Genomic DNA, 20,622 nt, shown 5'->3' on the forward strand with positions numbered 1-20,622 from the left:
TGTTGACTATCGACTTTAGTCTATGGTCTATCGACTAAACTGTAAGTATTTTATTGTTTGGCCTTCGGCCAGAAAGCGCTTTTCGTAAGTAGTTTGAATGCCAAGCGTATGATGTTGCAAGTCAGACTCATACAAATTAAAAGTATAACGCAGGTTTTTAGCTTCGCGCTTTTGCAACAATTCTAACGTGTATTGGAATAGATCTAAATCATCCGTTTTAAAGTGAATAAGACCTTCGGGCTTAACTATAGATTGATAAATATCTAAAAAACGAGCAGAAGTTAAGCGTTTCTTTTCATCTCCTTTCTTTGGACGTGGGTCCGGAAAAGTAATCCATAGTTCACTAACTTCACCGGGAGAAAACTGCTGGGATATTTGCTCAATGAAATTCCGGAGAAAAGCTACATTCGTTAGGCCTTGTTCTTGCGCCAACCTACTTCCTTTCCACAAACGGGAACCTTTTATATCAATGCCAACAAAGTTTTTATTCGGAAATAAATTTGCCATACCAATGGTGTAATCGCCTTTGCCACAGCCTATTTCTACAACCAAGTCGTGGTTATTATTAAAAAATTCTTCGTTCCAGTTTCCTCTTATTGTTTCAAAAATAGGTTTACCCGGTTCGATTACAATATTACTTTCGGCAATTTCTTTAAATTTTGTTAGTTTCGATCGAGCCATTCTATCTTATAAATCTTCTATTTCGGCAACCACAAAGGTACTACCCCCAATAAATATAACTTCGTTTTCTCGGACATTTGTTTTAGCGGCTTTTACAGCTTCGCTCACGGTTGCATAAGACTCTCCTTCTAAACCTATTTCGGCGGCCAATTTCATTAACTCATCTACCGGCAATGCCCGCGGGATTTGGGCCTGGCAGAAATAATAGCGGTAATGTTGAGGCAATAGCTGTAAAATCTCACTTACATCTTTATCCTTAACTGCTCCAAACACAAAATGAACTAACTGGCTCGTAGTAGTTGCTAATTGGCTTACTACCTGTTTTATGCCATCTACGTTATGACCAGTATCACAAATAATAAGTGGTTTTTCCTGCAGTATTTGCCAGCGACCTTTGAAACCCGTTAAGCTACGAACCTGGGCAAGTCCATTTCTCAGATTTTTTTCCCCAATATGGTAGCCTTGTTCTTGTAAATAATCTAAGGTAGCTAAAACTCCGGGTAAATTTTCGCGTTGGTAATTTCCCATTAAATCCAGCTCCAGATCTTCCCAAAGGATACAACCCTTCTCCCTTACCTGAAAACGTTGATTTTGGAAAGTTCGGCCATTAAAATTAACCTGAAATCGCTGGTCGGCGAATAAAATAGGAGCGCCTTCTGCGGCCGCTTTGTTAATAAAAACTTCCCTCACCTCGGGTTGCGTTTTGCTGATAACAACCGGAATGTTAGGCTTGATAATACCGGCTTTTTCTGAAGCAATGCTAGGTAAATTATCGCCCAACAAACTTTGATGATCGAGACCAATATTGGTAATAAGCGAAATTAAAGGAGTAATAATGTTGGTAGAATCTAACCGGCCGCCTAAACCCACTTCAATAATAGCAATGTCCACTTGTTCCTCCGCAAAGAATTTAAATGCCAAAGCTACCGTCATCTCAAAAAAAGATGGTTTGATTTGGGCAAATAAATCTTGATTTTTCACCACGAAATTTACCACATACTCCTTTGGTATGTCCGTACCATTAATTTTAATGCGTTCGGTGAAATCTTTTAAGTGGGGAGAAGTATATAAGCCGGTTTTGTACCCTGCTTGTTGTAAAACAGCTGCCAGCATGTTCGAAGAACTGCCTTTACCATTAGTACCAGCCACATGCACCGATTTAAAGTATTGCTGCGGATTATTCAAGGTATAACAAAGAGCTTCAATGTTTTGCAAGCCTTTATTAAATGCAATATTGCCGACGCGGTGAAACATCGGCAAATGCTGGTATAAATAAGAAAGACATTCCGGATAAGTCATTCCCGAAATTTAGTTATTATTGTTTTGATTATTTCGCCCGGATGATAAACCGAATTGTTCCGGTAGCTCCTACGTTAGCCGCCCCGGGTGAAGTACGCGTAAAGGTAGAACGATACACTTCGTCGCGGTATAATTTTTCTAAAGCGGGAGATACGTTACCACTCACTTTCACTACCGATTCCACTTCGCCGTCTTCGTTAATTTTGATCCGAAAAACCAATTCTCCCGTTTCACTGGAGGTATCGTTGGGTCTTGGTTCGCGGTCATAGCCCCAACCCGGCATATTTAAAGAGCCGGAACCACTACCACCCGTACCGGTTCCTGGTTTACCGTACAAAGCCTTCGAGTTTAACGAACCATTTGGGTCACCCTGATCCCCTACTTTTCCGGGCCGATCACCGTTGTTATTACCGGTAGCGGTATTGCTGCTACCAGCTACTCCGTTTCCCGTACCATTGTCTGCTTTAGATTTACCCGGATAAAGCGCTTTGGGCTTTTCTACTATTTTTATTTCCTCTTTGGGTTGTTCTACTACTTTAGGTTGTGGCTTCTCAATTACTTTTACATTAACCGGGCTTTCTTCATTAGTGGTGAGTAATTTTTCTTCCACCGGAGCCTCTTTTACTGGCTCGGGCTTAACTTCTGGTTGAGCTTCCCGGCTGGGTCGGGCTGGCGCCGGTCGACTATCCTCTCTGTTTTTAGATTCATTGGCGGGAGCTGTTGTTTGCACATCCCCAAATCCTTCGGCATCTAATCCGTAGTTAAGCACAATTCCGTCGCCACCGGATAAAGGAGGCTTAGGCTCGTGTAAAATTATTAAGAAAAACAATGCGAGCAACCCACCGTGAAACAGCAGCGTAACCAACAAACCGTATTTCCGGTAATCTTGTTCTTCTACGGTCATAGCTTTATCTCCTATCCTTTTGGCGTTTGAGTGGCCATTATCATTTTAATCTTCAACTTATTGCCTACTTCCAGAATGTTAACCAAAGTTTGTACGTTTAAGGAAACATCTACCCGTAAAACAACGGTCGGCTCGTCTATACCGGCTACAACAGCTCCTAATTCTTGTTCTAAATTATCCGGAGAAATCAAACTTCGGTTAATGTAGTACTCGCCTTTTTCGTTAACCGATAAATTTATTTGTTGTTTGGTTACCGATTTTCCGCTATTGGCACTCGGTAGCAACAACTTAATAACATTAGGATTTACCATAGTAGAAACTATAAGAAAAAATAACATCAGGAAAAACATGATGTCATTCATCGAACCCGTTTCTACGTGCGAGGTAACCCTTCTACGTCCGCGTAATTGCATACCTTAATTCTCCTGTAACAAATCGGTAAATTCGATGGCGTTGTTTTCCATTTTAAAAACTACCCGATCTACCATTAAGCTTAGATAATGATACCCCACGTGCGCAATAATACCCACAATTAACCCAGCGGCCGAAGTAACCATTTTAGTATACAAACCTCCCGAAATCTGGGCAATACCAAAATCGCCGGAAGCTGAAATAGCATAGAAAATTTTAATTACCCCGATAATCGTACCGATAAATCCTAACATGGGAGCAATACCAGCGATAATACCTAAAATACTAATGTTTTTCTCCAGTTTCGTTACTTCCAGTTTACCTACGTTTTCAATAGAAGTTTCTATGTCTTTTAAGGGTTGACCAATTCGCTTAATGCCTTTTTCAATCATGCGCGCAATCGGAGTCCGGGTTTGACCGCAAAGCAACAAAGCCCCCTGTAAGTCATGGCGCAGGATTAACCCTTTTACCTGGTTCATAAATGAATCCGGATTCTGCGAAGCTTTTTTAATAGCCACGTAGCGTTCCGCCATAATGTAAATGGAGATAATAGATAAAATTAAAATGGGAATCATTACCCAACCGCCTTTTAACAGCAGATCAATAAGTGATAATTCCGGATCTGCTTTTCCAGCCGCAGTAGCTACATTATTTAAAGTATCGGTGGTAGTGGTGGAAATTTGTAAGAGAAGAGAATTCATGTTAACGTTTAAGTATCCAGATAGTATTTCCGTATTTATTTTTTAATGCTGACAAGTTTTGTAGAGCCTGCTCCCGGGTGGGGTATTCTGCAATAGCAATTCGATATAATTCTGCATTCCCAGTTGGGGAGATAATCTTACCCGGTCTGCCTTTTTTCGCAATAACTTTCCGGTTACGTTCGGCGCTTGCGTAAGTAGAATATCCGTTCACAATAATGTAGAAACGCTCCGATTTGGCATTAATTGTAGCAGACTCGCCGGATTTAGCAGTACTTCCGCTTCGGTTTACATTTTTGGCGGCATCGGATGTTTTTGTGGTTACAGCACTAGGAGTTGCCGCCGATTTAACAGTATTGGTTGATTCAGATTTTGCTTTGGTGCCGTCTTTAGCTAATGCCGCGTTTATTTCGTCAATGGAAAAATTACGTTTTACCTCCTCCGACTCGGCGGTGGTATTAACTTTTTGAGGAGTTTTTGCCGGGGTAGTTTTGGGGGCAGAGGTTTTAGCGGCACTGACTCTTGCCGAAATAAGCACGGCCTCGCCCGGAGCAATACTTACTTTCTTAAGTACTTTTTGCTTTTGCTCTACCGTATTACTTGTTTTTGTTTCTTCTGAATTCTTGGCAAAAGTACTATTTCCCGCCTCCGTTTCTTTGTTGGCAGGAGTAGCGCTTAGAATATCCGCATCTATTTCGGTAGTTGAATTTTCGAAGGCATCTAAACTCGTTTCATCTGCAGGTATTGCAGCAACTATATCAAGATCGGTAATAGAATTATCAGGGGCAGATGGTTGTTCTGGTTCCGAAACTGACGAAACTGGCTGGTTATTCGACTGAAATAAGGTAATCGGATTAATAGCACTTAAATTATAGTCTGTCTGTAAAGAAAGTAAATAAAGACCCGTTATTATTACGCCACCAATCATTAATGCACCTGCTGCCTGGTAGTACCGGTAAATTGTATTCCGAAAACCTTTCTTAGTTTTAACCGGCGGTTCTTTGAGTAAGGTACGAAGAATAACGGGTTCAGATGCTACTATTGGTTTAGACACCAGCTCGGGCAAACCAAAGGCATCATTTAAATAGTTTTTGCTTTCTACGTACTCGAATATAATTTTACTTTCTTCGTTTAACCGGAAGATACCAATTCCTTTTAAATCGAAACGACGGCTACGGTTTAGCTCACGTTGCAATTCGTGCACAAACTGTAATACCTGCATTTGGGCTTGTTCCGCACTTAATTTATAATCATAAGCCAGAGTGCTGATTAATAAGCCGTCGTTTAATTTCAATTTTTCATTAAAAGCTATTCGTTTGGCCGGCGGCAAAAAAGTGTGGCGAATAGGATGAATTTTTGCCGGCTCGTAATGCGTAATCAAGCCGCCAAAATCGGGCATAATCACGCAATCGTGGTCAAACAATAATTTTTGAATATGTTCTAATACCATAAGCAAGGCTGTTAGAAAGAGTACGAAATACCACCAATTACATTCAGTCCTTTTGTAGGATAGTTGACGAAACGCTCATATTTCTTATTTAAAATATTATTAAGCATAACAAAAGTTGAAAACTTATCGGAGAACCGGTAATCGGCTTTTACATTTAAATCTACAATATTATCGGTCTTTTTCAGAACCTCATGAACAGCAGGATTACCTGTATTAGGTCGTGTAATTCTGCCGTAGGAGCTGCTAATATAGTAAAGTTCGCCGTTAAAGAAGAGCTTATTGTAAATATTATACGAACCAAAAAAAGTAGCCTGCGTAGCCGGGCGGTGATAAGGTTTTGCTAAACTCGCCGTTTTATATTGATTGTATTCGGTGCGGGCTCCCAACCGTAACTTTTCGGATTGGTTGTAAATTAATTCCCCGAAGAAGTTAAGAACATTGGTATTATCATTATCATAAACAATATCAAAGCGGGACGAATCTGTGGCTGAATTGTTAAAGAAGTATAAGTTACGGTAACTTAAATACGAAACCCGGGCCGTAAAACTTAAATTTTTACTTATGTTTCCCGTTAACCCGCCGTTCACATCTAAAGCTTTGTTTACATCGGCAATCTGTAAATTACTATTCAAATAAGGATTTTCCTGCGTTAACTGGTACAACGACGTACGTTGTAAATCGCCGGACAAATTTCCGAATAAAACCAGTTTATCATCTGCCACTTCATAGGCTACTTTTAACACCGGATAAAGGTTCATTTTTTTCGCATCATTCACTTTATCGCCGGTATAAGCCAAATTCACTCCCACACTGTAATCGAATCGATCGCCGTCTACTTCGTAGGCTGGTTTTAATTTAAAGAACCCGCGGGTAGTTTTACTCGAATCCTGGTAGGAAATACCAGAAAAATCGGCGGCGATATTAAACCGTGAAACAGTTGAAAGGGCATAACTTGCTCCTAAAGTTATCGCCACATTGCTTTCGCGTGCTTCAAAGTTGTCCCGGAAAATAGAGACGCCTACTCCAGCCTGGTATTGAAGCGGACTCTCCGTATTCTTATTATTCAAATAACCCTGCAGCGAAATACGATTAAATAATTGTTTGATAGAATCCTCTTTAACGCTCTCACTTAAGGGAGAGTATCCATAAAAATTATACTTATCATGACCATAGTTAAATTTGCCACCTATGGTTAAGCCACCGGTGTAGGATTCACCGTTAAGGCCAATGCTGGAGTTGCTTACGCCGGAGTTTGGAACAGGTCCTTTAGAAGAAGAGATATGACTAATGTTCGCTCCATACGAAAACTGCTCATCGCGGTTATTATGGAAATAACCTTTCACGTAGGGAGTACCATAATTGCCATAACCTAATTTCAGGTAATTTCCCGGTACTGGAGTTTGATCTTCAGGCTTAATGGTTAATACGCGCATGTTCAGGTTCAAATCCTGTTGGGCGAGCTTGTAATCCGTAAACTTATAACTTAAAGGAGTAACTTTTTTCTCCGGAGGATCTACTTTAAACTTTTCGAAGTTCCGGCTAGCTTCCGGTAACTCATTTACCCGGCTTTTTTCGACCACAATTTCAGCGTCTTCCAGTTTACCAGTAGTTTTTTGCGCCCAGGCAGGTGAGGCAATTAAGGTACAAATACCAGCTAATACCGCTAAGCCCGCCGTCTTCATTGTTTTATTTTTCATTATTTAATAGAATCCGTCAGAACGTTAGTCAAATTAGTTTTTGTTGAATCTTCTTTCTTCAGGCTGGTATTGGCACCAGGTTCTAAAGCCGCTAATTTAGCTTTGGCTTCTTCTACAATCTCCTGGTTAGGTGAGTTTTCAATAACTGAGTTAAGGGTAGCTTTGGCCTGGAATAATTCATTCGTAGCAATATAATTATCGGCAATTAAAATAAAAGATTTACCCAGCCAATATTCGTACGCCGAATAATTACTGCTTACTTTAAATAAATCACTCAAAGACTCTTTATACTTCTTTTGCTTATAATGGATTTCACCCACTAAATACTGCGCTTCGGCTCCATTCGCATCGGTAGCCGAACCAACCGTAGAAGATAATTCCGTTAAGGCTTGGTCCAAATTTCCGGCCGCATAAGAAGCTTTACCTTTGTAAAGAAGGGCTGAATTGTAGGCGTTAAGAGAAGCATTGCCCTGGGCGATTAATTCATCGGCAATTTTACCTGTATTGGCATAATCATTCGTTAAGAAATAACTTCGCATTAAACCCATTAAAGCATTGGACTGATCTTTTTTACTCGTCGCGATTTTGTTCAAACGATTATAATAAGTGATAGCCTCGGGATAATTTTTATTTTCAAATTCTAATTCTGCCGCCCGGTATATAGCCCGGCTTAGGTATTCGGATTTGCTTTCGGCAATAACCTCTTTGAAAGTAGTTAAAGCCGCTTCTTTATCATTATTTTTTAAATATGCATCGGCTAAAAAATAGCGGGCCTCCGGCGCGTAGGGACTGGCTGCATACGATTTTAAATAAGCTTCAAGACGTGGGATGGCCGGTTCATATTTTCCACTTAAGTACAACGATTTAGCTGCTTCAAATTCCACGCTTTCCAAGGCGCCACTCTGCGGGTTGGCGGCTTTAAACCGGGCTAAATAGGCATCAAACTCTTCGCTCTTATTCGTAGAAGCTAGGACTTCCTGCAAACTATACAAGGCACTTTGGGCTACTTTAGAAGAAGGATAATCGTTTAATATGCGTTTAAAATCCGCCAAAGCCTCGTTAGGTTTATTTACGTTGGAGTAAGCCACTCCTCTTTTGTGCAAGGCGTTTGGTAATAAGCGGCTATCCGGCCGGGTATCAATCAGGTTGGAAAAACCAGTTATAGAAGGTGCGTAATTTCCGGCTTCAAAATCTATTAAAGCTCTTTGGTAAGCCGCTTCGTCGGCGTATTGCGAACGGGGATAATTAGCAACTAATGTACGTAAACTTTCTATGGCTTGCTCCCGCTTACCCTGGAGACCATAAATAACGCCTTTTTGAAAAAATGCAAAATCAGCATCAGTGGCTTTTTGTTCAATTGCTTTATCGTACAAAGTTAAAGCTTGGCTGTAGTTCTTCTGGATATAATAACAATCGGCTAATCGGATGGTAGCATCGTTAATGTTAGAGGCATTGGCTTGCGCTCCGGCATCGCTGATGTAGGTTTTAAAATGCGGCAGTGCTTTATCGTATTGCTGAGTATTGTAATACGCGTATCCAATCCCATAACGGGATTTAACATAATAATCGGTTTTAGAAGCATTAGAACTTTTGAAAACCGCTCCGTAACTCGCAATGGCATCCTCCCAGAGTTGCGCAATGGATTGGGCTTCGCCTTTTAAGAAAAAGCTGGCCGCCCGGATTTCGCTGTTGTATTTATGTTCCAGAGATTTATTCAGGGCAGCCAAAGCTTCCTGAAAACGGCCATCGTTGAATAATTGCACCGCCTGAAAATAGGTAACCCGCTGGTACGTTTCGTTAATGCGCGCCGAACGGTTATTTAAAGACTCAATGTGCCGGACAGCATCGCCGTAATTACTCGTGTTTAAATACGATTCACTTAAAATATCATCGGCTTCGGATAGTAACTTTGATTGCGGAAATTTCTTCCGGAATTCACCTAAAGCGTTTATGGCTTCGTTAAAATTACCATTTTCGTAATTCAGCTGAGCGTATTTAAGGGTAGCCGATTCGGTTACCGGCAAGTCGAAGTTTACCCGGCGTGCCTGGTCGAAGGCCGCCAGGGCAAATTGCTTATTTTCTTCTTTCAAATAGCTTAAACCTAAGTGATAAGCAGCATTTTGCCCTAAAACTTCTTTCTGCGAGGCTACCGGCTGAAAATACTGAATCGCATTTTTATAATTATTGGTCTTGTAATTAGCGTAGCCTAATTTATACGCTACCGTATGGTCTAGTTTCTTTTTTCCTTTGGCGTAATCGGTAAAATACGTTAGGGCTTTTTTGTAATTGTTTTTCTTATAATACCCATCGCCCACTAAAATTCTAATTTCATCGGCATTTTGAGGTTCGGGCTGTTGTTGGAGAACGCGTTCGCCGTAGGAGATTACCTCATTGGTATTGCCTTCTTTATAATAAATCTCGGTAAGCATATAAGGTACAATCTGCTTATAAGCTTCGTTTTGCTCAGCAACTTGTAAATCTTTTTTGGCGCTGGCATAATCGCCGTTCCGGTAGGCTAAGTAGCCGGCGTAATAATTAGAGGCATACACGTAGTTATGATCCCCGGTCTTATTGCGGTCGAAAAGTACCTTTGCTTTATCAAATTGTTTTTGGGCAAAATAAGAGTAAGCTAACTTAAATTCTGCTTCGCGCAATTGCTTTTCGTCTAAGCTGGCGGAAGGAGATTTTTCTAAATATTCAATGGATTTATCGTAATCTTTTTTATTAAAATAAAATTTACCTAACTCCAGATAAGCAACCGAAGCTTTCGGATGAGCCGGGTAATTGGCCGCAAAATCTAAAATTAATTTTTCGGCGTTGGCATGCATTAAGTACAAGCCACTTAAGGCATAATAGTACTGGGCGTCAATAGTTTTGGTATTATCACCAATAAGACTTACGTACTGCGCAAAAGCTTGCTGAGCCGCGCCATACTTTTCCCGATCGAACAGTTCCAACCCTTCCTGGTAGTAGTGATCGGCGTGGGAAAATACCTGCGTATGCTGAGCTTCCGCCAAGGATGCCGTTCCTAAAAAAGCAAAGGTTATTAGTAAAGTTTGGAGTTTTTTCATGGTAAAAAAGATCCGGTTAATTCCGGCGCAGCACAATCTTAGATTCAAAATTAATAAAAACCGGCAATGCGGCGCAGCTTTTTTAGTTTTCCGGCAGTGCTATTTCATAAAAACTGCCTTTTGGGTGTGAAAGGATAACGGCGGAGCGGCACTAAAATTTTACTCTAATATTAAATTTTATACATATATCTCCTTAAACGAGTACTTCTTCCGGCACCGGATGTAAAATTTTAAAAACCAACTCCTGCATAATTTCTCCGTCGGTCATGTTGCCTCCTTCAATGCCTTTACTTTGTAAATCCGCTAACCGAATGTAATGGATAATTTGAGTCGTGCGATAATAATTAAAAGTACGTAAGGCTTGTATATATTCTTTTACCAGAAAGCTGCGGTTGCCCAAACTTTTGCTAATGGCCGCTTCTGATTTATCGGGAGAAGCGTGCAAACAAAGTAATTTAGTAAAAAAAGAAAAGAGTAAAGTTAAATTAGGAATAATGGGGTTGTTTTTAGGATTAGCCTCAAAATACTGAATAATACGATTGGCTTTTAAAACATTACCTTGAATAAGGGCGGTTTGCAGTTCAAAAATATTGTATTCTTTACTAATACCTACATTTTCCTGCACCATCCGTTCGTCAATAGTTTGCTCGGGTTTTAAATTTAAAGCTAGTTTATCGATTTCATTGGCTAGCCGCGAAATATCTGCCCCAATGTATTCGCTTAATAGTAGAGTGGCTTTAGGTTGTATTTGTAATTGTTTGGATTTTACGTAGCCGTTAATCCAAGTGGGCACCTGGTTTTCATACAACTTTTTAGTAGTAAGTAGTACAGCGTGTTTGTTTACCGTCTTTGCCAGCGATTTACGGCCATCCAACACCTTCAGTTTGTAACAAAACACCAGAATAGTAGAAGGCAAAGGATGTTGGAGATAGGCTTCGAGTTGTTTCATGCCAGATTCCCGGTCAATATCTACAATGGATTGAGCTTCTTTCACAATTACCACGGATCGCTCCGACATCATGGGATAACGTTTGGCTTGCAGCAGAATGGTACTAATATCTACGTCTTTACCGTACAAGATTACTTGATTAAAACCTTTTTCACTTTCCGCTAAAGCGTTTTGCTCAATGTAATTCGCGATTAAATCAATAAAGTAAGGCTCCTCGCCTTGCAAAAAATAAACAGGGGCGAACTGCTTATTTTTTAACTTCTGTAGTATTTCTTCGGCCGTCATACACAAAAATATGGGAAGCAGTAACAAGGAACAAGGAACAACTAATATCTTTGCGCCCGAAAATTACTTTTTTGGGACACTTCTTACCTAAGTAATTTTTTATCTGGGTTAATACCTATTCACTTATAATATAGAAGGCAATTGCATGAATCTGGTACAAGAATTAAAATGGCGCGGCATGTTTCACGATGCGATGCCGGGCACCGAAGAACAACTTACCAAAGAAATGACCACTGGTTACGTTGGTTTTGATCCTACGGCGGCCTCCCTGCATATTGGTAATTTAGCCACCATCATGTTGCTAGTACATTTACAGCGTTGTGGTCATAAACCTATTGCTTTAGTTGGTGGTGCCACTGGCATGATTGGCGATCCTTCGGGTAAGTCGGCGGAACGCAATCTACTCTCCGAAGAAACGTTACGCCAAAACCAGGAAGGAATCCGGACACAGTTAGAAAAATTCTTGGATTTCAACTGCGGAACTAACTCCGCCGAAATGGTAAACAATTACGACTGGTTTAAAGAATTTAATTTTTTAGGTTTTCTGCGGGATGTAGGCAAACACCTGACGGTAAACTACATGATGAAAAAAGAATCGGTGCAAAAACGTATCCAGGTAGAGGAAGAAGGAGAAGGTCGGGTAGAAGGTTTGTCTTTCACGGAGTTTTCTTACCAGTTATTACAAGGCTATGATTATTACCATTTGTATAAACACAAAAATGTACGGCTACAAATGGGTGCCTCCGACCAATGGGGAAATATTACCACCGGTACCGAATTAATCCGGCGAATGGATGGTGGAAAAGCGTATGCCTTGGTGGGTAAATTGGTTACCAAATCGGATGGCACCAAATTTGGCAAATCCGAGAGTGGTAATATATGGCTGGATCCAAATTTAACTTCCCCTTACCGGTTCTATCAGTTTTGGCTGAACCTGGCGGATGAGGAAGCCAAAAAGTTGATTAAAGTATACACGCTACTACCCAAAGAAGAAATTGAGGCTTTCATTCTTCAGCACGACGAAGCCCCTCATTTGCGTACTTTGCAGAAAGCACTAGCTAAAGAAGTAACTACCCGCGTGCATTCCGAAGAAGATTATTTGGCCGCGGTTCAGGCTTCCGAAGTTTTATTTGGGAAAAATGATATTAGTGCCTTACGTGCCTTATCCGAGGACTTGCTTTTGGCAGTATTCGAAGGGGTCCCCATTATCAAGGTAACCAAACAAGCTTATCAAGCGGCAGGTTCCGTAGTGGAATTCTTAGCCGATACTACCCACTTCCAAATTTTTGAATCGCGTGGTGAGGCAAAGCGCATGTTACAGAATGGTGGCGTAAGTATAAACCGGGAGAAAATAGCGGCATCTATTACAGATGTGAATTTTGAACTTCTCCAAGACAAGTATTTAGTTATCCAGAAAGGAAAGAAAAATTATTACTTAGTAGCGGTAGAATAGTTGGAGGGTTAGAAGTTGCAAGTTTCCCCTTGATATTGGATAATTCAAGAATTATGCTAACATATAGTACAACCTGCAACTGTACAAAAACAAAAAAAGTGGTCCCGTTGGGGCCACTTTTTTTGTTGGTTGGTGTGGAAAGTTCTTGAATTACTTTTTAGCTTTTGAAGTGCTTTTTTTAGCGCCTTCTTTAGCTGTCTCTTCAGATCCTCCAGCCGCATTGTTTTTCATGTCTTGAACCTCTTTTCTTAGGTCTTGAGCCAGATTTTTCAGTTCTTGCATCCCTTTTCTTACCCGGGTACCAGCTGCCGAATTTCCTTTTTCGTAGAATTTCTCGAAATCGCTCTCCAAAGACATTACTAAGTCTTTAACACTGCTAAACTTGTTCATTAGAGTTTTATTAGTTGTGGAACATATATATTTAATCGCTCTAATATACACAATAATCAATACGAAGCAAAAAAAAGGGCCTTTTAATAGAAATTTATCTTAAATATTAGACCGCAATAGCTGATTTGGAGTACAAACCTTTATCTAACTTCTCCGAAATGCGCTCAAAAGCCTCAATTGTTTCGTTTACATCTTCTAAAGTATGAGCCGCTGTTGGAATTAAACGCAGCATAATTACATCCTTTGGCACCACCGGATAAACGACAATGGAGCAGAAAATACTGTAATTTTCACGTAAATCTAAAGTAAGTTGGGTGGCATCAGGAATTTGTCCTTTTAAAATAACCGGTGTAACGCAGGATTGAGTAGTACCAATGTTAAATCCTTTTTCGCGTAAACCGTTTTGCAAAGCATTCGTAATTTCCCAGAGTTTATCTTTTAACTCCGGCTTACTACGCAATAATTCTAATCTTTTTAGCGCCCCTACTACTATGGGCATGGGCAATGATTTCGCAAAAATTTGCGAACGCATGTTATAGCGTAAGTATTCTATCACCTGCTCCGGTCCCGCTACAAAAGCGCCAATACTGGCCATAGATTTAGCGAAGGTAGAAAAGTAAACGTCTATTCCGTCCTGAGCTCCAAAATGTTCCCCGGTACCCGCGCCCGTTTTACCCTGCGTACCAAAGCCATGCGCATCATCCACGAATAAGCGGAATTTGTATTTTTCTTTTAACGCTATAATAGCGGGCAGGTTCCCTAAATTACCAGACATGCCAAATACTCCTTCGGTAATAACCAGAATAGCTCCTCCGGTTTCGCTGGATAGCCGGGAAGCCCGTTGCAATTGCTTCTCCAGGTTCTCCATGTTGTTGTGCGCGTAAACAAACCGTTTACCCTGGTGCAATCGTACACCATCAATAATACAGGCGTGCGACTCGGCATCGTAAACAATAACATCGTGCCGATTCACCAAAGCATCAATAATCGATACTACTCCCTGATAACCATAATTAAGCAACAAAGCATCCGGCTTCATCACAAAATCGGCTAATTCGGCTTCCAACTGTTCGTGTAAATTGGAATTACCTGACATAATCCGGGCTCCCATTGGGTAAGCCATGCCCCATTCAGCGGCTGCAACGGCATCAGCCTTGCGAACTTCCGGATGATTGGCTAATCCTAAATAATTATTCAAACTCCAGGTAAGCACCGGTTTTCCCCGAAATTGCATTCGGGGAGATATTTCGCCCTCTAATTTAGGAAAGGTAAAATAACCGTGTGCGTAATGCGAATGGCTGCCTAATGGTCCTCGGTTGGCTAACAGTTTGTCAAATAAATCCACTCTGTATCGTATTAAGTGATGGAAAAAACAAATTACTTTCTAACTTCAACCGGTAAATGTCCGGTTACTTTAATGCCCGCAAATTTAGAACTTAAATGTTTTATAAACAATCTTAAAACTAGAAGGAAAAAACTTATTTATTAATTCTATATACTAACTAGAGATTAAAGCCGAGAAAGTCATAATGTAATTAGCAGCATGAAGAAAATAAATAAAATATTAGTTGCAAACCGAGGCGAAATAGCATTACGCGTTATGCGCTCGGCCCGCGAATTAGGTATACAAACCGTAGCTATCTATAGTGAAGCTGACCGGACTGCTTTACACGTGCAATACGCCGACGAAGCCGTTTGTGTAGGAGAAGCAAAATCATCCGAATCGTACTTACGAGGGAATAAAATTATTCAAGTTTGCCGCGAATTGCACGTTGATGCCGTTCATCCAGGTTATGGTTTTTTATCGGAAAATGCAGCTTTTGCGCAAGCGGTTCAGGATGCGGGTATTATTTTTATTGGCCCTACTCCGGCTGCTATTGAGTTAATGGGAAATAAACTAGCCGCCAAAGCAGCCGTAGCGCGATATGCTATTCCCATGGTTCCCGGCACGGAAGAAGCTATTTCCGATATAGAAGCAGCCAAGAAAATTGTTCAGGAAGTTGGGTTTCCCATTTTGATTAAAGCCAGTGCGGGTGGCGGTGGTAAAGGTATGCGGGTAGTCTCGGAACTAGCCAGCTTTGAACAACAAATGCAACTGGCGGTAAGCGAAGCTACTTCTGCCTTCGGTGATGGTGCCGTGTTTATTGAAAAATATATTAGTTCGCCGAGACATATTGAAATCCAGGTTTTAGGTGATACACAAGGCAATATTGTGCACTTATTTGAACGGGAATGTTCTATTCAGCGCCGGCACCAAAAAGTAATGGAAGAAGCACCTTCTAGTGTTCTAACACCAGCCTTACGCGCGGAAATGGGTCAATGTGCCGTTAATGTGGCGAAAGCCTGTGAGTACGTAGGAGCTGGAACGGTGGAGTTTTTGTTAGATGAAAATAACCGCTTTTACTTCCTGGAAATGAATACCCGTTTGCAAGTAGAACATCCGGTTACGGAGCAAATTACGGGTTTAGATCTGGTGAAAGAACAAATTAAGATTGCGGAAGGGCAACCGCTCTCTTATAAACAGGAAGATTTAAAAATATACGGTCATGCCCTGGAATTGCGGGTTTACGCCGAAGATCCCCAGAATAATTTTTTACCCGATATTGGAAATTTAACAACTTATAAACGGCCGCAAGGTTTAGGAGTGCGCGTAGACGATGGCTTTGAACAAGGTATGGACATTCCCATCCATTACGATCCTATGATTGCCAAACTAGTTACCTTCGGCGCTAACCGAGAAGAGGCTATTACCAAAATGCTGCGGGCCATTGACGAATACCAGATTACAGGTGTGGAGAATACTTTAGCTTTTGGCAAATACGTGTTAGAGCACCCGGCTTTTGTTTCGGGCAATTTTGACACTAAATTTATTGAACGCTATTTTACCGCCGAGGATTTGCAAGCTTCAGCTAACCGTGTTGCCGAACAAGTAGCGGCTGTGTTAGCTGCTTGGCTGTACGACACGGCTAAACCAAAAGCTATGGCAACCACGAACAACTCTTCTGTAGTAAGCTCTAATTGGAAAAAGAATCGTACACGTTAAAAAGGCTGCTGTTTATTTTTGTTCAGCCTGTAATATTTAAATGCTTGTTAAGCAATTAAATTAAATCAAACAAATTTCGTATTCCAAGGTGTCGTTCTTTAGTAAAACCTTCACCGAAAGTAGTACCAATTAAATGACCCATATCGCGGCTGCGCGCTTCGATAAAATTTAAAAAATCCGGATTAGATATATACGTATTGGGTTCGACACTATTAGGATCATAAAATTGGGACTTAAAAGCTTTGATGGCTTGTAATTTTAAATCCCAATAAGGAGTAATATCCACTACAAAATCAGGTACCAACAAACGATCCTGAATGTAATGATAAACCGCTTTAGGGCGCCAGGCCATTTGCGTTGTATTATTTCCCTCGGTTTGAATTTGTTTCAAGCCCGCTAAAAAACAAGATTCCGATACTAAAATACTTCCGCGACCATGATCCGGATGCCGGTCGGTAATAGCATTGGCAATGACAATTTCGGGTTGGTAACGCCGTATCATTTTCACTACTTCTAGCTGGTGTTCCCGGTCATTCCGAAAAAAGCCATCGGCAAAACCTAAATTTTCTCTTGCGTGTAAGCCCATTAAAGAAGTAGCAGCAGTTGCTTCGGCTTCCCTGATTTCGGGAGTTCCCCGGGTTCCTAATTCTCCTTTGGTCAGGTCAACAATACCTACTTTTTTCCCGGCTTGTACGTGGGCAATAAGGGTTCCGGCACACGATAATTCAATATCATCCGGATGAGAGGAAAAAGCAAGAATATCTAATTTCATAGATTATAGTTTATTTTACCCGCAGCCTTCGGCCAGCTCGAATAGTAGTTCGGGCAGATATATGATTTAGCCGCGCAAGCTGCGACACGGAGATTCCGTACCGGCGAGCAATAGTACCTAACACTTCGCCACGTCGGACGGTATGGTAAACTGTTCGCCGCGCTCTATGTTTTTTTACCGAATTATAGTAATTAAATAAAGAAGCCGTTATTACAAAATCGTTTTGCAGCAAGCGATATGCCGGAAAATCATATAAGCGTTCCGGATCAATAGGATTACCTTGGTAACGTACTTCATAATGCAAATGCGGTCCGGTACTGCGCCCGGTACTTCCACCTTTACCTAAAAGTTGACCAGCTTTTACAAACTGACCTACATTCACCAGGGTTTTACTCATATGGCCGTACAAAGTTTCTAAACCATTATAATGCCTTACTACTACGTAATTCCCGTAACCCCCTCCATCCCAGGCGGCAATCCGCACCACTCCATCAAAAGCTGCTAAAACCGAATCACCGGTATCTAGGTCCAGATCAGTACCGTAATGCCACCGATATCCCCGAAAACCAAAATCAGAAGTAATAGGTGTGCTTTCAAGAGGCATCTTACTTAATCGATTACGCGCTTCATCAACCAACTTGATCGGCACAGCTTCTTTAATCTGGCGGCCATCCATCCGGTAAGGGTTTACACTTCGGGTATCCCAAATAGCGTAATAACCCGCAATTTTAATCCAGGAAGAATCAATTAAAACTTCCTCCGACATTTCCACGATGCTTTTTTCTCCCAGATCTAAGGTAGTGGTATCTTCGCTTACAATGGACAATCTTTTGGCCGGACTGAATATAGATTTACTAGCTTCGGATTTATCGTCTGGAAATTCCTGATACTCAATTAAAGTAGCGGTATCCGGTTTTACATACTGAATTTTTGGAGTTTTAATTTTAAAGAAATCTTTCGATTTTTTCTTTGGCGTTTGTGCCCAGCTTTCGCTAACGCCCAACAAAAGAAAGACTAGTGTTAGATAATATATAAATGCAATTTTTTTTGAAAACATTCGTGCTGTAAGTTTAGCAGTAACGTAGGGTAGTATTTAAATAACTCTTAAATAAACCTCATTATTGCTATTTTTATTGTGAGGAAGCAAACCATCACCTTTCTTTGATTTTATCAATTTTAAAACAAGCAATTAGCTTAGCATCTATTGAGATTTAAAGCAATATAAAATTGCCTTTATCTTTTCCAGTTTAGAAATACACCCAGTAGCATTAGTAAGAGTAAATGAAGGAATTTACGACCTAAATAATTATTTAGAAAAAGTTGACTTCCTTGTTTTACTCCATTCTTAATGTAATTCATTTGCTACCAGGTAGCGCTCTGCATCCAAAGCTGCCATACAGCCAGAACCAGCTGCAGTAACTGCTTGCCGATATACGTAATCCTGCACATCGCCGCAGGCAAATACCCCGTCTACATTGGTTTGCGAAGTGCCCGGAACCGTTTTCAGATAGCCATTAGCATCGTGGTTTATATACTTTTTGAAAATTTCGGAATTAGGTTGGTGCCCAATAGCCACAAAAAAACCTTTTACATCTAAAACCTGGTGTTCACCGGTAACAGCATTTTTGATTCGAACTCCTTCTACGGTGTGCTCGCCTAAAATCTCATCGGTTACCGAATTATAAATTAACTCAATATTGGGTGTTCTTTTTACCCGTTCCTGCATAATCAGGGAAGCCCGCATTTCGCTTTTCCGCACAATCATATACACCTTCGAGCATAAATTGGCCAGGTAAGTGGCCTCTTCGCAAGCAGTATCACCAGCGCCCACAATAGCTACATCCTGGCCGCGGTAAAAAAAGCCATCGCACACCGCGCAAGCCGAAACCCCACTGCCATTTAAACGCGCTTCTGATTCTATTCCCAGCCACTTAGCCGAAGCTCCGGTAGCCAGAATAACGGCATCAGCCAAGATCGTTTTAGAATCATCAATAACTACTTTATGCGGCTGTCCGGAAAAATCTACGTCCGTGGCAATACCATAGCGGATATCGGTACCAAACCGTTCGGCTTGTATCCGGAAATCTTCCATCATTTGCGGACCGTTTATTCCTTGAGGGTAACCCGGGTAATTTTCTACATCGTTAGTAATAGTAAGCTGCCCACCAGGCTGTAAACCTTGATACATAATTGGATTTAAACCTGCCCGAGCGGCATAAATGGCGGCCGTGTAACCAGCCGGACCAGAACCTATAATTAATAATTTTACTTTTTCTTCCATTTATAAAAGAATATTCAAATGCGGGGCAAAACTACAAAATAATAACAAATCAATTAGCATTTGTTCTAACCAGCACGGGTAAACCATAACAGATATAATGCAAAAAGCCTTAACATATTAGCTAAGGCTTCTTCCTATCAATTTAGAAAATCTAGCCTAAGTACGGCTTCAGAGCTTTGCTACGAGAGGTATGACGTAAGCGACGAATAGCTTTTTCTTTTATTTGACGTACCCGCTCCCGGGTTAAATTAAATTTCTCCCCAATTTCTTCCAGAGTTAAGGAATGTTCGCCGTTTAAACCAAAATACAAGGTAATAACATCGGCTTCTCGCTTGGTTAAAGTAGATAAAGCGCGTTGTACTTCTTTACGTAAAGAATCATTCATTAAACCGGTATCCGGCGATTCTTCATCTTCGTTTTCCAGAACATCTAATAAGCGGTTTTCTTCGCCTTGTACAAAAGGGGCATCTACCGATACATGGCGGCCCGAGATTTTTAAAGTGTCTACTACTTCAGAGGTAGTTAACTCCAGTACTTCGGCAATCTCTTCCGGGGAGGGTTCTCTTTCAAATTTTTGTTCCAGTTCCGAGAATGACTTGGATATTTTATTTAAAGAACCTACCCGGTTTAAGGGCAAACGTACAATGCGCGATTGCTCAGCCAAAGCCTGTAAAATTGACTGACGAATCCACCAAACGGCGTACGAAATAAATTTAAATCCCCGGGTTTCGTCAAAGCGTTTAGCTGCTTTAATTAAACCTAAATTACCTTCGTTAATTAAATCGCCTAAAGATAAGCCTTGGTTTTGATATTGTTTCGCTACCGAAACCACAAAGCGTAAATTAGCTTTGGTTAATTTTTCAAGAGCAAATTGGTCGCCTTCTTTTATTCTTTGAGCTAACGTAACCTCTTCATCAGGAGTAAGCAAATCAACTTTACCAATTTCTTGTAGATACTTATCCAACGATTGACTTTCGCGGTTAGTGATTTGTTTACTTATTTTAAGTTGTCTCATTAGAGTATATTGTAAATTATATTATTTAGTAATAAAGTGTTTTTCAGCGAAAAAGTTTAAATATGAACGTAGTATTTTTAATATTCTCTGATAAATTATCATTCCTTTATTATCAGAATATAATAAATAAAGCTAAATTCAAATTTTTACATTGATTAAGCCGAGGAACTACTCGTATTAAGTTAAACCAGAAAACGGTGGCCCCAGAAAGGAAACCACCGCC

General features: G+C 40.7%; 16 protein-coding genes and 1 pseudogene. 2 read left to right on the forward strand and 15 right to left on the reverse strand.

Annotation, left to right across the window (positions count from 1 at the left end; genetic code table 11):
- Window positions 1-27: 27 nt before the first annotated feature.
- From trmB to holA, 9 genes are all read right to left on the reverse strand, one after another.
- Entirely contained in the window at window positions 28-681 is a 654-nt protein-coding gene (gene trmB, locus AHMF7605_RS05375; RefSeq protein ID WP_106927184.1) for a tRNA (guanosine(46)-N7)-methyltransferase TrmB, read from the reverse strand.
- A 6-nt stretch (window positions 682-687) separates the two neighbouring features.
- Entirely contained in the window at window positions 688-1,980 is a 1,293-nt protein-coding gene (locus AHMF7605_RS05380; protein ID WP_106927186.1) for a bifunctional folylpolyglutamate synthase/dihydrofolate synthase, read from the reverse strand.
- A 28-nt stretch (window positions 1,981-2,008) separates the two neighbouring features.
- Window positions 2,009-2,884, reverse strand: coding sequence for a hypothetical protein (locus AHMF7605_RS05385; protein WP_106927188.1), 876 nt, complete (start codon window positions 2,882-2,884; stop codon window positions 2,009-2,011).
- Between the two features lie 11 nt (window positions 2,885-2,895).
- A complete protein-coding gene (locus AHMF7605_RS05390; protein WP_106927190.1) occupies window positions 2,896-3,297 on the reverse strand; it encodes an ExbD/TolR family protein in 402 nt (133 codons plus the stop codon).
- Between the two features lie 3 nt (window positions 3,298-3,300).
- Window positions 3,301-3,996, reverse strand: a complete 696-nt coding sequence (locus AHMF7605_RS05395; RefSeq protein ID WP_106927192.1) for a MotA/TolQ/ExbB proton channel family protein — start codon at window positions 3,994-3,996, stop codon at window positions 3,301-3,303.
- Between the two features lies 1 nt (window position 3,997).
- The gene (locus tag AHMF7605_RS05400; RefSeq protein WP_106927194.1) at window positions 3,998-5,443 is read right to left on the reverse strand and encodes an HU domain-containing protein; all 1,446 of its coding nucleotides are present in this window, start codon (window positions 5,441-5,443) and stop codon (window positions 3,998-4,000) included.
- An 11-nt stretch (window positions 5,444-5,454) separates the two neighbouring features.
- Window positions 5,455-7,140 (reverse strand): TonB-dependent receptor, encoded by a 1,686-nt coding sequence (locus AHMF7605_RS05405; RefSeq protein ID WP_106927196.1) that lies wholly within the window; start codon window positions 7,138-7,140, stop codon window positions 5,455-5,457.
- Complete coding sequence (locus AHMF7605_RS05410) at window positions 7,140-10,211, reverse strand: tetratricopeptide repeat protein (protein WP_106927198.1); 3,072 nt, start codon at window positions 10,209-10,211, stop codon at window positions 7,140-7,142. Before AHMF7605_RS05410 ends, AHMF7605_RS05405 begins: the two co-directional genes overlap by 1 nt.
- 193 nt (window positions 10,212-10,404) lie before the next feature.
- On the reverse strand, window positions 10,405-11,445 hold the full coding sequence (gene holA / locus AHMF7605_RS05415) for a DNA polymerase III subunit delta (RefSeq protein ID WP_106927199.1): 1,041 nt from the start codon (window positions 11,443-11,445) through the stop codon (window positions 10,405-10,407).
- Window positions 11,446-11,590: 145 nt separating this feature from the next.
- Here holA and tyrS point away from each other — a divergent pair, with 145 nt between their 5' ends.
- The gene (gene tyrS, locus AHMF7605_RS05420; protein ID WP_106927201.1) at window positions 11,591-12,898 is read left to right on the forward strand and encodes a tyrosine--tRNA ligase; all 1,308 of its coding nucleotides are present in this window, start codon (window positions 11,591-11,593) and stop codon (window positions 12,896-12,898) included.
- A 222-nt stretch (window positions 12,899-13,120) separates the two neighbouring features.
- On the opposite strand, the pseudogene AHMF7605_RS05425 reads toward tyrS, so the two are convergent.
- Window positions 13,121-13,288: pseudogene (locus AHMF7605_RS05425) on the reverse strand (histone H1); the annotation flags it as partial.
- A gap of 106 nt (window positions 13,289-13,394) precedes the next feature.
- Window positions 13,395-14,633, reverse strand: coding sequence for an aminotransferase class I/II-fold pyridoxal phosphate-dependent enzyme (locus AHMF7605_RS05430; RefSeq protein WP_106927205.1), 1,239 nt, complete (start codon window positions 14,631-14,633; stop codon window positions 13,395-13,397).
- Between the two features lie 198 nt (window positions 14,634-14,831).
- Here AHMF7605_RS05430 and accC point away from each other — a divergent pair, with 198 nt between their 5' ends.
- Window positions 14,832-16,331, forward strand: a complete 1,500-nt coding sequence (gene accC, locus AHMF7605_RS05435; protein WP_106927207.1) for an acetyl-CoA carboxylase biotin carboxylase subunit — start codon at window positions 14,832-14,834, stop codon at window positions 16,329-16,331.
- A 55-nt stretch (window positions 16,332-16,386) separates the two neighbouring features.
- Here the strand turns inward: accC and bshB1 are convergent, their stop codons facing one another.
- The 4 genes from bshB1 to AHMF7605_RS05455 form a co-directional block, all read right to left on the reverse strand.
- Window positions 16,387-17,103: a bacillithiol biosynthesis deacetylase BshB1 gene (gene bshB1 / locus AHMF7605_RS05440; RefSeq protein ID WP_106927209.1), complete on the reverse strand. Its 717-nt coding sequence runs from the start codon at window positions 17,101-17,103 to the stop codon at window positions 16,387-16,389.
- Window positions 17,104-17,113: 10 nt separating this feature from the next.
- Complete coding sequence (locus tag AHMF7605_RS30905) at window positions 17,114-18,160, reverse strand: M23 family metallopeptidase (RefSeq protein WP_106927211.1); 1,047 nt, start codon at window positions 18,158-18,160, stop codon at window positions 17,114-17,116.
- Between the two features lie 288 nt (window positions 18,161-18,448).
- Window positions 18,449-19,384 (reverse strand): thioredoxin-disulfide reductase, encoded by a 936-nt coding sequence (gene trxB / locus AHMF7605_RS05450; protein ID WP_106927213.1) that lies wholly within the window; start codon window positions 19,382-19,384, stop codon window positions 18,449-18,451.
- A 151-nt stretch (window positions 19,385-19,535) separates the two neighbouring features.
- On the reverse strand, window positions 19,536-20,399 hold the full coding sequence (locus tag AHMF7605_RS05455; protein ID WP_026464485.1) for a sigma-70 family RNA polymerase sigma factor: 864 nt from the start codon (window positions 20,397-20,399) through the stop codon (window positions 19,536-19,538).
- Window positions 20,400-20,622 lie beyond the last annotated feature (223 nt).

Origin of the sequence: Adhaeribacter arboris, from assembly GCF_003023845.1 — a bacterium.
GTDB lineage: Bacteria > Bacteroidota > Bacteroidia > Cytophagales > Hymenobacteraceae > Adhaeribacter > Adhaeribacter arboris.